The organism is Agrobacterium sp. 719_389 (genome assembly GCF_900188475.1).
Taxonomy (GTDB): Bacteria; Pseudomonadota; Alphaproteobacteria; order Rhizobiales; family Rhizobiaceae; genus Agrobacterium; species Agrobacterium radiobacter.
Genome location: NZ_FYEM01000011.1, coordinates 107,710 through 121,754, shown reverse-complemented (window position 1 = coordinate 121,754; position 14,045 = coordinate 107,710). Strand labels below are relative to the sequence as shown.

At 59.3% G+C, this 14,045-nt stretch carries 12 protein-coding genes; 10 read left to right on the top strand and 2 right to left on the bottom strand.

Translation table 11 applies throughout. The annotated features are described in order from the left end of the window. Positions 1-15 precede the first annotated feature (15 nt). The 7 genes from CFB10_RS19715 (at position 16) to CFB10_RS23840 (ending at position 8,373) form a co-directional block, all read left to right on the top strand. Entirely contained in the window at positions 16-1,389 is a 1,374-nt protein-coding gene (locus CFB10_RS19715) for an alpha-glucosidase/alpha-galactosidase (protein WP_020009833.1), read from the top strand. 413 nt (positions 1,390-1,802) lie between these two features. After that, positions 1,803-2,867, top strand: a complete 1,065-nt coding sequence (locus CFB10_RS19710; protein WP_020009834.1) for an HlyD family secretion protein — start codon at positions 1,803-1,805, stop codon at positions 2,865-2,867. A gap of 11 nt (positions 2,868-2,878) precedes the next feature. After that, the gene (gene rbbA, locus CFB10_RS19705) at positions 2,879-5,647 is read left to right on the top strand and encodes a ribosome-associated ATPase/putative transporter RbbA (RefSeq protein ID WP_081629490.1); all 2,769 of its coding nucleotides are present in this window, start codon (positions 2,879-2,881) and stop codon (positions 5,645-5,647) included. Next, the gene (locus tag CFB10_RS19700) at positions 5,644-6,762 is read left to right on the top strand and encodes an ABC transporter permease (protein WP_020009836.1); all 1,119 of its coding nucleotides are present in this window, start codon (positions 5,644-5,646) and stop codon (positions 6,760-6,762) included. The genes rbbA and CFB10_RS19700 overlap by 4 nt, the downstream gene beginning before the upstream one ends. 137 nt (positions 6,763-6,899) lie before the next feature. Further along, positions 6,900-7,502 carry a hypothetical protein gene (locus CFB10_RS19695; RefSeq protein ID WP_020009837.1) on the top strand — a complete coding sequence of 201 codons (603 nt, stop codon included), beginning with the start codon at positions 6,900-6,902 and terminating at the stop codon, positions 7,500-7,502. A 217-nt stretch (positions 7,503-7,719) separates the two neighbouring features. Beyond that, entirely contained in the window at positions 7,720-7,866 is a 147-nt protein-coding gene (locus CFB10_RS19690) for a DUF1127 domain-containing protein (protein ID WP_003505647.1), read from the top strand. A gap of 225 nt (positions 7,867-8,091) precedes the next feature. Then, complete coding sequence (locus CFB10_RS23840) at positions 8,092-8,373, top strand: hypothetical protein (RefSeq protein ID WP_141097737.1); 282 nt, start codon at positions 8,092-8,094, stop codon at positions 8,371-8,373. On the opposite strand, the gene CFB10_RS19685 is transcribed toward CFB10_RS23840, so the two are convergent. Beyond that, a complete protein-coding gene (locus tag CFB10_RS19685) occupies positions 8,370-8,813 on the bottom strand; it encodes a response regulator (protein ID WP_020009838.1) in 444 nt (147 codons plus the stop codon). The two genes, CFB10_RS23840 and CFB10_RS19685, sit on opposite strands and share 4 nt — an antisense overlap. A 479-nt stretch (positions 8,814-9,292) precedes the next feature. Here CFB10_RS19685 and ftsZ point away from each other — a divergent pair, with 479 nt between their 5' ends. From ftsZ to CFB10_RS19670, 3 genes are all read left to right on the top strand, one after another. Further along, entirely contained in the window at positions 9,293-10,255 is a 963-nt protein-coding gene (gene ftsZ / locus CFB10_RS19680; protein ID WP_003521714.1) for a cell division protein FtsZ, read from the top strand. Between the two features lie 387 nt (positions 10,256-10,642). Further along, positions 10,643-11,341, top strand: coding sequence for a GntR family transcriptional regulator (locus tag CFB10_RS19675; RefSeq protein ID WP_003505651.1), 699 nt, complete (start codon positions 10,643-10,645; stop codon positions 11,339-11,341). Positions 11,342-11,450: 109 nt separating this feature from the next. Further along, a complete protein-coding gene (locus tag CFB10_RS19670; RefSeq protein ID WP_003505652.1) occupies positions 11,451-12,416 on the top strand; it encodes a dihydrodipicolinate synthase family protein in 966 nt (321 codons plus the stop codon). A gap of 339 nt (positions 12,417-12,755) precedes the next feature. Here the strand turns inward: CFB10_RS19670 and CFB10_RS19665 are convergent, their stop codons facing one another. Further along, positions 12,756-13,793, bottom strand: a complete 1,038-nt coding sequence (locus tag CFB10_RS19665; protein ID WP_026363533.1) for an Ldh family oxidoreductase — start codon at positions 13,791-13,793, stop codon at positions 12,756-12,758. Between the last annotated feature and the right edge of the window lie 252 nt (positions 13,794-14,045).

Genomic DNA, 14,045 nt, shown 5'->3' with positions numbered 1-14,045 from the left:
ATGCCGGAGGTAGACATGGCAAGAGATCCCAAGATCACATTTATCGGCGCAGGCTCAACGGTGTTCATGAAGAACATCGTCGGCGACGTGCTGCAGCGTCCGGCCCTTTCGGGCGCCACCATCGCACTCATGGATATTAACCGTGAAAGGCTGGAAGAAAGCGCCATCGTCGTCAACAAGCTGATTTCGACGCTGGGGGCAAAGGCGAAGGCCGAGACCTACACCGACCAGAAAAAGGCGCTTGCCGGCGCGGATTTCGTCGTCGTCGCCTTCCAGATAGGCGGGTACGAGCCCTGCACGGTCACCGATTTCGAGGTGCCGCGCAAATATGGCCTGCGCCAGACCATTGCCGATACGCTCGGCGTCGGCGGCATCATGCGCGGTCTTCGCACCGTGCCGCATCTGTGGAAGATCTGCGAGGACATGCTGGCCGTCTGCCCGAACGCGATCATGCTGCAATATGTGAACCCCATGGCGATCAATACCTGGGCGATTGCCGAGAAGTACCCGACGATCCGGCAGGTGGGTCTTTGCCATTCGGTTCAGGGCACGGCCATGGAACTCGCCCATGATCTCGATATCCCATACGGGGAAATCCGCTACCGTTCGGCCGGCATCAATCACATGGCGTTTTTCCTCGAATTCGAACATCGCCAGCCAGATGGCAGCTACAGGAGCCTTTATCCCGATCTCGTGCGCGCCTATCGCGAAGGCCGCGCGCCAAAACCCGGCTGGAACCCGCGCTGCCCCAACAAGGTGCGTTACGAGATGCTGACGCGGCTCGGCTATTTCGTTACCGAAAGTTCCGAGCATTTTGCCGAATATACGCCCTATTTCATCAAGGAAGGACGCGAAGACCTGATCGAGAAATTCGGCATCCCGCTTGATGAATATCCGAAGCGCTGCATCGAGCAGATCGAGCGCTGGAAAGGGCAGGCGGCGGCCTATCGTTCGGCCGAGAAGATCGAGGTCAAACAATCGAAGGAATATGCTTCCTCCATCATCAACTCGGTCTGGACCGGCGAGCCTTCTGTCATCTACGGCAACCAGCGCAACAATGGCTGCATCACCTCGCTGCCATCTGATTGCGCGGCGGAAGTGCCCTGCCTGGTCGATCATAACGGCATACAGCCGACCTTCATCGGCGAATTGCCGCCGCAACTGACAGCGCTGATGCGCACCAACATCAATGTGCAGGAACTGACGGTTCGGGCGCTGATGAGCGAAAATCGCGAGCATATCTTCCATGCCGCGATGATGGACCCGCATACGGCGGCGGAACTCGATCTCGACCAGATTTGGTCGCTGGTCGACGATCTCCTCGTCGCGCATCGTGACTGGCTGCCGGAATGGACGCAGGTGGAGGTGAAGCGGGCGCGGGCGGTGTGAAATGGGGGGGGCGGTAAATTGGAAGTCGCGGGCTTTCGTCTGCGGCCGTTCACCGACACGCCTCTTTCCATATCGACGTCATCCTCGGGCTCGTCCCGAGGATCCAACCACGTAGCGAAAATTGATGGGTAGCAGATGCTCGGGACAGGCCCGAGCATGACGGAGGGATTGTCATGCTGTCCATCACTTTCGGTGCTGGGTTCCCATGGCGTTTCCAATCGCTGCCCGAAAACTCTCATGCACTTGACTTGTGTCAAAGCCACGAAGTGCACCCTCACTTAAACAGCCGCATGACCCGGACCATTTCCTCAAACAGAAGAAATGTCGGGTGCGAATTCTAAACGCAATGGTGGCTGGCTTCTTCGGTTTTTGCGTATTACGGTTGAAACCTGAAGGGTTCATGGGGAAGACGGATGTCTAAAAAAGGCTTGCTCATTGGTCTGGTGGTTCTGGCTGTTGCCGTTGCCGCTTACTTTGCCTGGTCGAAGCTGAAGGGGGAGGGGCTGCCTTCCGGTTTCGCGTCCAGCAACGGTCGGATCGAGGCGGTCGAGATCGACATTTCCACCAAGACCGCCGGTCGCCTTCAGGACATCATGGTGCGCGAAGGCGATTTCGTGAAGGCCGGGCAGGTGCTGGCGCAGATGGACACCGCCCAGCTGGAAGCGCGGAAGCGTCAGGCGGAAGCACAGTTTCGCCGTGCGAAAATAGCAATCGATACGGCCAACAGCCTTGTCGCCCAGCGGGAGGCGGAGAAGACCTCGGCGCTGGCGATCGTGGAACAGCGCAAGGCCCAGCTTGATTCCGCCTCCAAGACCTATGCGCGCTCGAAGCAGCTGCTGACGGGCAATGCCGTTTCGCAGCAGATCGTCGACGACGGTGAAGCCGCCGAGCTGTCCGCCCGCGCCACACTCGCCTCCGCGCAGGCCTCGCTTGCCGCCTCCGATGCGGCAATCAACGCGGCCAAAGCGCAGATCATTGATGCCGAGGCGGCTGTCGATGCGGCGCAGGCCGATATTGAAAGCATTGAGACTGACATAGCCGATGCGACGCTGAAATCGCCCCGCGACGGCCGCGTGCAATATAGGATCGCCCAGCCGGGAGAGGTGCTGTCCGCCGGTGGACGAGTTCTCAACCTCGTCGATCTCGGAGACGTCTACATGACCTTCTTCCTGCCGACGGCAGAGGCTGGCCGCACGTCCATGGGCTCCGATGTGCGCCTGATACTGGATGCGGCACCGCAATACACCATCCCGGCGAAAGTTTCCTTCGTCGCAGATGTCGCGCAGTTCACGCCGAAGACGGTTGAAACCGAGGAGGAACGCCAGAAGCTCACCTTCCGGGTGCGGGCGCAAATCCCGCAGGAACTGCTGCAGAAATATATCCAGTATGTCAAAACCGGACTGCCCGGCATGGCCTATGTCCGGCTTGATCCGCAGGCCGCCTGGCCGGAAAACCTCGAACGCAATCTCGTCAAGTGACGGTGGCCACCATGGTCGCGCCTCCCGCAACGAATGACAGGCATGCACCGGTCGCGCGATTGACCGATGTGCGGCTGACCTTCGGAAGCACCGTCGCGCTGGCCGACATATCGGTCGAGATTCCCGCAGGACGGATGATAGGGCTTATCGGGCCTGACGGCGTCGGCAAGTCGAGCCTGTTGTCGCTCGTCTCCGGCGCGCGGGCCATCCAGAAGGGCAAGGTGGAGGTTCTGGGCGGCGACATGTCCGATCCGCGCCACCGTGAGGATACCTGCCCGCGTATCGCCTATATGCCGCAGGGTCTTGGCAAGAACCTTTACCCCACCCTGTCCGTCTTCGAGAATATCGACTTTTTCGGCAGGCTGTTCGGACAGGGCAGCAGAGAGCGGCAGGCGCGCATTGCCGAATTGCTGAAGAGTACCGGCCTCGAACCATTCGCCGATCGCCCCGCAATGAAGCTTTCCGGCGGCATGAAGCAGAAACTCGGGCTCTGCTGCGCGCTGATCCACGATCCGGACCTGCTTATCCTCGATGAGCCGACCACAGGCGTAGACCCTTTGTCGCGCCGGCAGTTCTGGGAATTGATCGATTCCATCCGGGCCGGGCGTCCGGGCATGAGCGTCATCGTCGCCACGGCCTATATGGAAGAGGCCGCCGGTTTCGACTGGCTGGTCGCCATGGATGGCGGCAAAATACTGGCTACCGGTTCGCCCGCCGAACTTCTCGAGCGCACTTCGGCACCCAATCTCGATGCAGCCTTCATCGCGCTTCTTCCCGAAGAAAAGCGCAAGGGTTACCACGAGGTCCATATCGCGCCGCGCAAGGTGACCGGTGAGGGCGATTACGCCATCGAGGCGTCGCATCTCAGCATGCGCTTCGGCGATTTCACCGCCGTCGACAATGTCAGCTTCAAGATTCCGCGCGGCGAGATTTTCGGCTTTCTCGGTTCGAACGGCTGCGGAAAATCCACCACCATGAAGATGCTGACCGGGCTTCTGGCGGCCAGCGAAGGCGAGGCCAAGCTCTTCGGGCACAAGGTGGATGCGAGCGACATGGCGATCCGCCACCGCGTCGGTTACATGAGCCAGGCCTTCTCGCTTTATTCAGAACTGACGGTGCGGCAGAACCTCGATCTTCACGCCCGACTCTTCAAGCTGCCGGAAGACACCATTCAGCCGCGTATCGCCGAAATGGCGGAGCGATTCGATCTCGGCGCGGTTATGGAAACCCTGCCGGACGACCTGCCGCTCGGCATCCGGCAGAGGCTGTCGCTGGCGGTGGCGATGATCCATTCGCCTGACATTCTCATCCTCGATGAGCCGACCTCCGGTGTCGACCCGGTGGCGCGCGACGGGTTCTGGCAAATCCTTGCCGATCTCTCGCGCAACGACAATGTCACCATCTTCATCTCCACCCATTTCATGAACGAGGCGGAGCGCTGCGACCGTATTTCGCTGATGCATGCCGGCAAGGTGCTGATCAGCGATACGCCTGATGCGATTACCAAAAGCCGCAATGCCGCAACGCTTGAAGAGGCTTTTGTCGCCTATCTCGAGGATGCCTCGGGTGTGAAAAAGGCGGAACCTGTGGCACCGTCCGCTCCGGCAGCTGAGGTGCCCACGACACAACATGCCGCCCCCGTCCGCAAGAGGTTTTTCGATTTCAGGCGCATGTTCAGCTATACCCGCCGTGAGGCGCTGGAATTGCAGCGTGATCCCATTCGCGGAACGCTGGCGGTGCTCGGCAGCGTCATCCTGATGTTTGTCATCGGATACGGCATCAATCTCGATGTCGAGGACCTGACTTTCGCGGTGCTGGACCGTGACGATTCCACCATCAGCCGTGACTACGTGCTCGATATTGCCGGTTCCCGTTATTTCATCGAAAAGGAACCGATCCGCGACTATGCCGATATGGATCGGCGCATGCGTGATGGGGAACTCAGCCTTGCCATTGAAATTCCCCCCGGCTTTGGCCGGGATGTCTTGCGCGGCAAGACGGTGGAGGTGGGCGCCTGGATCGACGGCGCCATGCCGCAGCGCGCCGAGACGGTGCGCGGTTACGTGCAGGGTATGCACCAGACATGGCTTGCGCGGAAGGCCGCCGAGATTTACGGCAGCGCCGCCACACAGAACAGCTTCAGCATCGAGACGCGCTATCGTTACAACCCCGACGTCAAGAGCCTCGTCGCCATGGTGCCGGCGGTCATTCCGCTGCTGCTCATGCTTATTCCCGCCATGCTGGCGGCGCTCAGCGTCGTCAGGGAAAAGGAGCTTGGCTCCATCGTCAATCTCTATGTGACGCCGACCACGCGGCTGGAATTCCTGATCGGCAAACAGCTTCCCTATGTCGCCCTCGGCATGCTCAACTTCCTGCTTCTGACGGCATTTGCGGTGTTCGTCTTCCAGGTGCCTTTCACCGGAAGTTATCTCACCTATACGGCGGGAGCGCTGCTCTACGTCATCATCGCCACCTCCATCGGCCTTCTCATGTCATCCTTCATGAAGAGCCAGATCGCAGCGATCTTCGGCACGGCCCTGCTGACGCTCATTCCGGCCACGCAATATTCGGGCATGATCGATCCCGTCTCCTCGCTGCAGGGCGCCGGCGCCTTTATCGGCAACATCTATCCGGCCACCTATTTCATGACCATTTCGCGCGGGACCTTTTCGAAGGGGCTTGATTTCGCCGGGCTTTCCGGCTCGTTCCTGCCGCTCATCATCGCCATTCCGCTGCTGCTTATTGCCGGTGCCGCACTTTTGAGGAAACAGGCGTCATGAGGCTGTTTTCGTCCAACATCTTCCAGCTCGGCATCAAGGAACTGCGTGGCCTTGCGCGTGACGGCATGCTGCTGCTCCTGATTGTCTATGCCTTCACGCTGCAGATCTACACCGGCTCCAGCGCGCTGCCGGAAACGCTGAACAATGCCGCCATCGCCATGGTCGATGAGGATCAGTCACCGCTTTCCGGCCGCATCAGTACGGCGTTTTATCCACCCTATTTCGCACCGCCGAAGCAGATTTCCATCGCGGAAATGGACAAGCGCATGGATGCCGGGCTCGATACTTTCGCGCTCAACATCCCTCCGGATTTCCAGCGCCGGCTGATGGCGAGCCAACAACCCGCCATCCAGCTCAATATCGACGCCACCCGCATGAGCCAGGCCTTCAGCGGCGGCGGTTATGTGCAGAGCATCGTGACCAGCGAAGTTCAGGAATATGTCAACCGTTATCGCGGTGCGACTGCGGTGCCGGTGGACCTCACCCTGCGCTCCCGTTTCAACCCGGAGCTGGACAAGTCCTGGTTCGGCTCGATCAACAATATCATCACCGCCATCACCATGCTGTCGATCGTGCTGACGGGGGCCGCGCTCATTCGCGAGCGGGAGCACGGCACGGTCGAGCATCTGCTGGTCATGCCGGTCACGCCGCTGGAAATCATGCTCAGCAAGGTCTGGTCCATGGGCCTCGTCGTGCTGGTGGCCTCGGCATTTTCCCTGTTCGTGGTCGTCAGGGGGCTGCTCGCCATTCCGATCGAAGGCTCGCTTTCGCTTTTCCTGCTCGGAACGGCATTGCAACTCTTCGCCATGACCTCGATGGGCATATTCCTCGCGACCGTCGCCGGTTCCATGCCGCAATTCGGCATGTTGCTGATCCTGTTCCTGCTGCCGCTGCAGGTGCTCTCGGGCGCCATGACGCCGCGTGAAAGCATGCCTGATATCATCCAGTACATCATGCTTCTTGCGCCAAACACCCATTTTGTCATTCTGGCGCAATCGGTGCTGTTCAGAGGGGCGGGGCTGGATGTGGTCTGGCCGCAATTGCTGGCGCTGCTGGCCATCGGCTCCGCGCTCTTCGTTTTTGCGCTTCGCCGTTTCAGGCGGTTCCTGCGCTGACAACAGCCGGATTTTCCGCTTGTTCTGCCCATTTCCGCGCAAGTTGAATTAATTGTGTTCGGTAACGGTATGTTCGCCTTCCGTGAATATGCCTATGAGGACGGCTGAGTAAGCGGGCTTTGTTCAGGAGTAGCAAAATGAATATTGCGGCACGTCTTTCACTGGCAGCCATGATCGCTCTGGCGGCAACACCATCTCTCGCGTCGGAAGATATGACGTCGGAGACCAGCGAAGCGATATTCGGTTTCGGCGGCGCCCTGACGAAAGAAGACATGCTGAAAAGTGCAGCCCTCTTTCCTGTGGAATATGAGCGCAACGCCATTCTGGGCGGCGGCTACCAGTTTTATCCCTACCATATCGGCAATGTGAAACTCGGCGGCGAAATCGGCGTCGCTGCCAGATTTGGCAAGGGCTTTACGGGTGAGGTCTGGGTGGGTCCGGTTGCGCGTTACGAGCAGATCAGGCTCGGAGAGCGGCTGTTCATCACGCCAAGCTTTACCGCCGGCCTCAGCCTTGTCACGGATGCGCAGCGGGGCCGCGAGCGCGAACAGGAAATCAAGGACGACGGCAATGCCAATGTCCTGTTTTATCTGGGGCCGGAAATCAACGTGTCCTTCAGCGAGGATTCCTCGACGGAATTCTTCTGGCGTCTTCATCACCGTTCCGGTGGTGGCAAAACATTGGGCAATATGAAAGGCGCCACAAACGCCAACGTATTCGGCGTCCGCTACAAGTTCTGAGCGGCAGGGACGGTCCCACGCCCGGTGAACTGTCTGAATTTCAGTCACGTTTCTTTTTCGCCGCAAACCCTCATGGGGAACCCGTGCGTGTAGTGCATGGGTGGATTGCCTTATTCTGCCTGTTAATGCGTCATCGAAAAGCGCATATAGAGGACATCAAAGGACGCCGGGACGAAAACGTTACTGACGTCACCTAAACCTCAGAAAGGGTAATGTCATGAACGTAGCACGCAGCTTCAACAATTGGCGCAAATATCGTCAGACCATCAACGAACTCGGCCGTATGAGCAGCCGTGAACTGCACGATCTCGGTATCGATCGCAGCCAGATCACCAGCGTCGCCCGCGCCGCCGTCGGCAAGTAATCATAACGATATTGCCGCTGTTGAATCCCCAAACGCCCGCTTTGCGGGCGTTTTTGTTTTGGACACCTCTCCTGCGTCATCCTCGGGCTTGACCCGGGGGTCCATTGCTTTCCACCGGTGGGGATCCTCAGGTCAAGCCCGAGGATGACGTTGACTATGTGTAAAGCGATGTCATTCCACTCCCGAGGACGACTGAAGCGAACCAATCGCCGGGAATTTTCGACGATGAATATCGCCATGCGCCAAGCGCATATCTGTGCTGCAACCTTGTGCCTGTCAAACGCGCAGAAAAATGGTATCTTGCAATCATCGAAACGGATGTACCTCCTCCCACATCCTTTCGGTAATGCGGGTGATCCTACTCCTCCTCCCAAAGGATTGCCCCGGGGACAGCGGTTTTCCTCCTCCCATATCGCTGTTCATCTTTTCAAAAAGCCTGCCGCACCTCCTCCCGCGGCAGGCTTTTTTGTTTTCGAAAACTTCGCTTTATCTTCAGGATTATCTTAGTCGAAAGCCATCATGCCGATGGGCGTTATGGCATGGGTGCCTGCGCGTCTGGCAAGGGCATAAGCAAGGCACTGCTCCACGGCATCCTGCGGCACGGGCTTGGCGATCACGCCGGCGCCGATGCCGAGATTGACGACGACTTCGGGGTTCGCCGTCATGAAGATCACCACCACGCCATGGTCTTCGGAAAGCCGCCGCCCGATTTCCGGGCCGGTCTGTCCATCGGCAAGATTGACGTCTACGAAGGCAATATCAGCTCGGCTGCCAAGCGCCACGGCTTCTTCCAGCCGGTTGGCGATGCCGATGACATCTGCCTCTTCTTCCGCCTGCAAAATGGAATCCTCTATATCCATGGCGATGAGGAACTCGTCTTCCACGATCAGCACACGCGGTTGTTCCGTGCGGAAACCCGGTTCGTTCTGCAAGACGTCTGCCAACATATGCCTGTCTCCATTCTGTGTGCTTCAGAGCATCGGACCGAAAGTGCAGCGCGGTTTTCCAGGCATCCGATGCTTCCACTAAACCTGGAGCGGGGAGGGCGGGTTCCGTTTTATCGCCCGCCGCTCCAGCGTGGTCGGCAAGCAAACACTTGTCAGCGTAACTCGTTCCAAAGTGAGATAAACATAGTGAATGGAGTGTAAACGGCGTGCCTTTTCGGCTATCACCTCTAGGAAGCGAAGCAGTTGATTCGGTTCGGTTTTCATCCGGGGAAGGGGTCGGAGAACGTCGCCGTGAAGCATCTTTCGCCCCCTGGAACGCCGGTCTTTCGCCATTATGGGACGATAGGCCGGCATGAGAATTCAAAGCGTTACAGCCTCTTTCCCTCTCGGGGAGGAAGCGCTGAGAGCTTGCCGATCATTCGCGTGCCGCGGTCAAAAAACGGCGCCGGACCCTATGAGTTTAGAAAGAGAATAACACGATGACCCAGTCTCCGCGCGCCACCATTGCCCGCAACACGCCAAATATCGCCGTCGTCGGCGTCGGCGGCGGCGGCGGCAATGCGATCAACAACATGATTGCCGAGGGCATCGGCGGGGTGGATTTCATCGCCGCCAATACGGATGCGCAGGCGCTGAAGAAGACCAATGCACCGCGGCTCGTGCAGCTCAGCTCCGAACTGACCGGCGGGCTTGGCGCGGGCGCCGATCCCGAGGTCGGTCGTCAGGCGGCGATCGATTCCCTCGACGAGATCATGGATCACCTGAGCGGTTACGACATGTGCTTCATCACCGCCGGCATGGGCGGCGGCACCGGCACGGGTGCGGCTCCCGTCATCGCGGAAGCCTGCCGGGCGAAGAACATCCTGACTGTCGGTGTCGTGACGCTCCCCTTCAGCTTCGAGGGTGCGCGCCGCATGCGGGCTGCGGAATATGGCTTCGCCAACCTGCTCAACACGGCAGATACCGTCATCGTCATCCCCAACCAGAACCTGCTGCGCATTGCCGATGCCGGCACCACCTTCGAAAATGCGCTGAAGACGGCCGACAAGGTCCTGTCGCTTGGCGTGCGCTGCATCACTGATCTCATCCTGCGCGAAGGCCTCGTCAATCTCGATTTCGCCGATGTGCGCTATGTCATGAAGAATGGCGGCCGTGCGCTGATGGGCACGGCGCAGGCCAAGGGCGAAAAACGCGCTTCGGAAGCGGCGGCCGCTGCCATCGCCAATCCGCTGCTCGGTGAGCCGTCGCTGAAGGAAGCACGCGGCGCGCTTGTTTCCATCTCGGGCGGCAATGACCTGACGCTTTACGAGATCGATGAAGCGATGACGCTGGTGCGTGAGGCGGTCAGCGAGGAGACCGATGTGGTGATGGGCGCTTCCTTCGACCCGACGCTGGACGGCGCTTTCAAGATTTCCGTCGTGGCCACCGGCCTGCGCAACTGAGGCTGGCTTGAGGTGGGACATTGCTGGGCGTTTCTTCTCCCCGCCGGGGAGAAGGTGGCCCGAAGGGTCGGATGAGGGGGCTAGCTCTCCGAATATCTCTACCCTTGCCCCCTCATCCCGCTGCCGCGGACTTCTCCCCTCGGGGAGAAGAGACAAGCGGCTTACTCTTTGCTTCCTGGTTAAATCGCCTTCTTTAGTCGGCGATGCCGTATAAACAGCGCCCACGCCACAAACTGAACGATCAAAAGCCGTCGCGGGCAATTTTCGCGACGGCTTTTTGTTGTTTTTGAACAATTATTCCACCATTCGAAGAGGCGACGGCGCTGCGCGGCGTTGATTGCGAAAAAATATAATAGTACTCTTTATGTCGACAAGAGGGATTTGATGATGACGGATATAATTGCTTCTGCCGAGCGCAAGCGCGGCTCCGGCGTGAAGATGGTCTATGATCTGCTGCGCGACGAGATTCTCGATCTGGTTCTGCCGCCGGGCAGCCCCATCGATGAGGTGCAGCTTGCCGAACGGTTCAAGATGTCGCGCACGCCGATCCGCGAGGCGCTGGTGCGGCTTTCGGGCGAGGGGCTGATCGATACGTTGCCGAACCGTTCGACCATGGTGTCGAATATCGATTTCCTCAACATGCACACCTATTTCGATGCGCTGGTCTTGATGTACCGGGTCACGACCCAGCTTGCCGCGCAATATCACCGTCCGGAAGATCTGGCCGGAATCCGCGCCCATAATGCGGAATTCGCCATCGCCGTCGAAGAGCAGGATGCGCTGGCGATGATTTCCACCAACGCCGCCCTTCACCTCTCCATCGCCGAAGCCGGGCGCAATCCCTATTTCACCAGCCTGTTCAAGCGGCTTTTGGACGAGGGACGGCGCATCCTCAGGCTTTATTACCAGTCCTATGATGATCGTCTGCCCAAGCGTTTCGTTGATGATCATGAAGAGATGATCGCGGCGATTGCCGCTCGCGATATCGCTCTTTCCGAAAGGCTGGCGCGGGAGCACGCCGAACAGATCGTGCGGCAGGTGCAGAAACTGCTGGTGCGAAACGAACGGCTGGAAATAAATCTGTAGCTTGTCGATTTCTTGTCGACAAATAAAATACAAGATAGTAATGTCCCTGTCGAAAGGGTGGCGCGGACGTGCGTCCATTCCCGAAAAACATGTCCCTTAGGAGCTAGTAATGACGGCCAGCATTTTTTCCGGCGTGATTCCCGCCTTGATGACCCCTTGCAAGGATGACCGCACCCCTGATTTCGATGCGCTTGTCCGCAAGGGCAAGGAACTGATCGCCGATGGCATGTCGGCGGTGGTCTATTGCGGCTCCATGGGCGACTGGCCGCTCCTGACGGATGAGCAGCGTATGGAAGGCGTGGAGCGTCTCGTGAAAGCCGGCATTCCCGTCATCGTCGGCACGGGTGCGGTCAACACCGCATCTGCCGTTGCCCATGCCGCCCACGCCCAGAAGGTCGGCGCCAAGGGCCTGATGGTCATTCCGCGCGTCCTGTCGCGTGGTTCGGTCATCTCCGCCCAGAAGGCTCACTTCAAGGCCATCCTCGCGGCCGCACCTGAAATTCCGGCCGTCATCTACAACAGCCCCTATTATGGCTTCGCCACCCGCGCCGATCTCTTCTTCGCGCTGCGCGCCGAACACAAGAACCTCGTCGGCTTCAAGGAATTCGGCGGCCCGGCGGATATGCGTTACGCCGCTGAGAACATCACCAGCCGCGATGACGACGTGACCCTGATGATCGGCGTCGATACCGCCGTTTTCCACGGCTTCGTCAATTGCGGCGCAACCGGCGCCATCACCGGCATCGGCAACGTTCTGCCGAAGGAAGTCATTCACCTCTGCAAGCTTTCGCAGGCCGCCGCCAAGGGTGATGCGGATGCCCGCGCCCGCGCGCTGGAACTGGAACAGGCGCTCGCCGTTCTCTCGTCCTTCGATGAGGGCCCGGATCTGGTTCTCTATTTCAAGCACATGATGGTGCTGAAGGGCGACAAGGAATACACGCTGCACTTCAACGAGACCGACGCCCTGACGGACAGCCAGCGCGGTTATGTCGAGGCGCAGTTCAAGCTGTTCAACAGCTGGTACGCCGACTGGAGCAAGCTTCCGGGCGCAGTGCAGGCCTGCAAGGCGGCCTGAGCAGTCGCTGACGTGAAAACAAAAGGCCCGCAAATGCGGGCCTTTTTGTATTTATGAGGTTTGAGCGTTTCTTGGCTTCGACGTCATCCCCGAACTTGTCCCACGGCTGTCCGGTTTAAATTTTCTGCTGGCTACAATCCCCACGAAGTTGGTGATGAAGAGTGGATATTCTCTCGGCGTCATCCCCGGCCTTGTGCCGAGGATCTAATCACGGTGAATAAAATCAATACGTTGCAGATCCTCGGGACAAGCCCGAGGATGACGGAGGAGAGGTTTGCGGATTCCGCCGTCAACTCTGCACCGGGCCGCGGGCATTATGTATATTGTTCTCCGACACGGTCAGGAAACCGCGTCCAGTCCCTTCTCAAGCAGCCGGTCGAGGCTGCCCATTTCAGCAGCGGTCAGCGTAATGCCTTCATTTTCCGATTTGGCGCGGGCGGCAAAACGGCGGCCGGAGGGCAGGCGGGCGCCCTGGCCGATGATAGCGTCGAACAGCACTTCAGCCCGCTGAAAGGGATCGCCCGGGCGGCCCTTGGCAAAGGCTTCCGGCGAAAAGGCGATGATCAATTCACCATGGGTCGGGGCAAGCGTGGTGGTGCCGAGAAATTCGAGCGCTTCGGGGCTGGTCAGGTCGCCGATCATGATGCCGGCGAGAAGTTCGATCATCGTGCCGATGGCCGACCCCTTGTGGCCGCCAAAGGGCAGCATGGAGCCGGCAAGGGCCGCCTCGGGGTCGGTCGTCGGCTTGCCGTCGGCATCCAGAGCCCAGCCTTCCGGCAGGGATTTTCCCGCGCGCCGATGCAACTCTATTTCACCGCGCGCCGCAACCGATGTCGCAAAGTCGAAGACGTAAGGGGAAGTGTCCCTGCGCGGCCAGCCAAAGGCAAAGGGGTTGGTGCCGAGCAGCGGCTTGACGCCGCCGGTGGGCGCGACGGTGGAATAGCTCGGGCACATCACCAGCCCGGCAAGACCATTCGAGGTAAGGCCCTCGACTTCCGGCCAGAGCGCCGAGAAATGCGTGCAGTCATTGATGACGAGGGCTGCGATGCCGGAGCGTTTTGCCCGCTCGACCAGAACAGGCAGGCCAAGCTCGAAAGCGGGGTTGGCAAATCCGCCATTGGCGTTGACCTTCACGATCGCCGTGCCGTCATCTTCGGCCACTTCCGGGATTGCATCGGGCTTCACCTTGCGCGCCTTGACGGTGCGGAGCGCACCCTCGATGCGGTAAATGCCATGGGATTTGCAGGCGTCCCTCTCACCGGCCGTGATGACGCGTGCGATCGCTCCGGACTGGACGGCATTGAGACCGGCCTTGCGAAAAATTGCTTCGACCCGGGCCGAAAGCTCTCCAATGGTCAAGGTGGTGGTGTCGCTCATCATAATCCTCCGATGTCGGGCTCGCACATTTTGAATACATAAAGTATACAAAGGTGATGTTATTGCAACTCGTCTTTTCAGTGAAGTGTTATGAGAGCGCAGATCAAAGCGCTAGGCGCAAAGCTCCCGGTTTTCCACGACGTTTCCCGCGCCCTCATTCCTGTGCTTGCCACAGGAATCCAGCCAGCCCAAGTCTTTGGGCTGAAAAGACTCTTCCCGTTCCGCCGGCGCGTGCCGACTGGATTCCTGTGA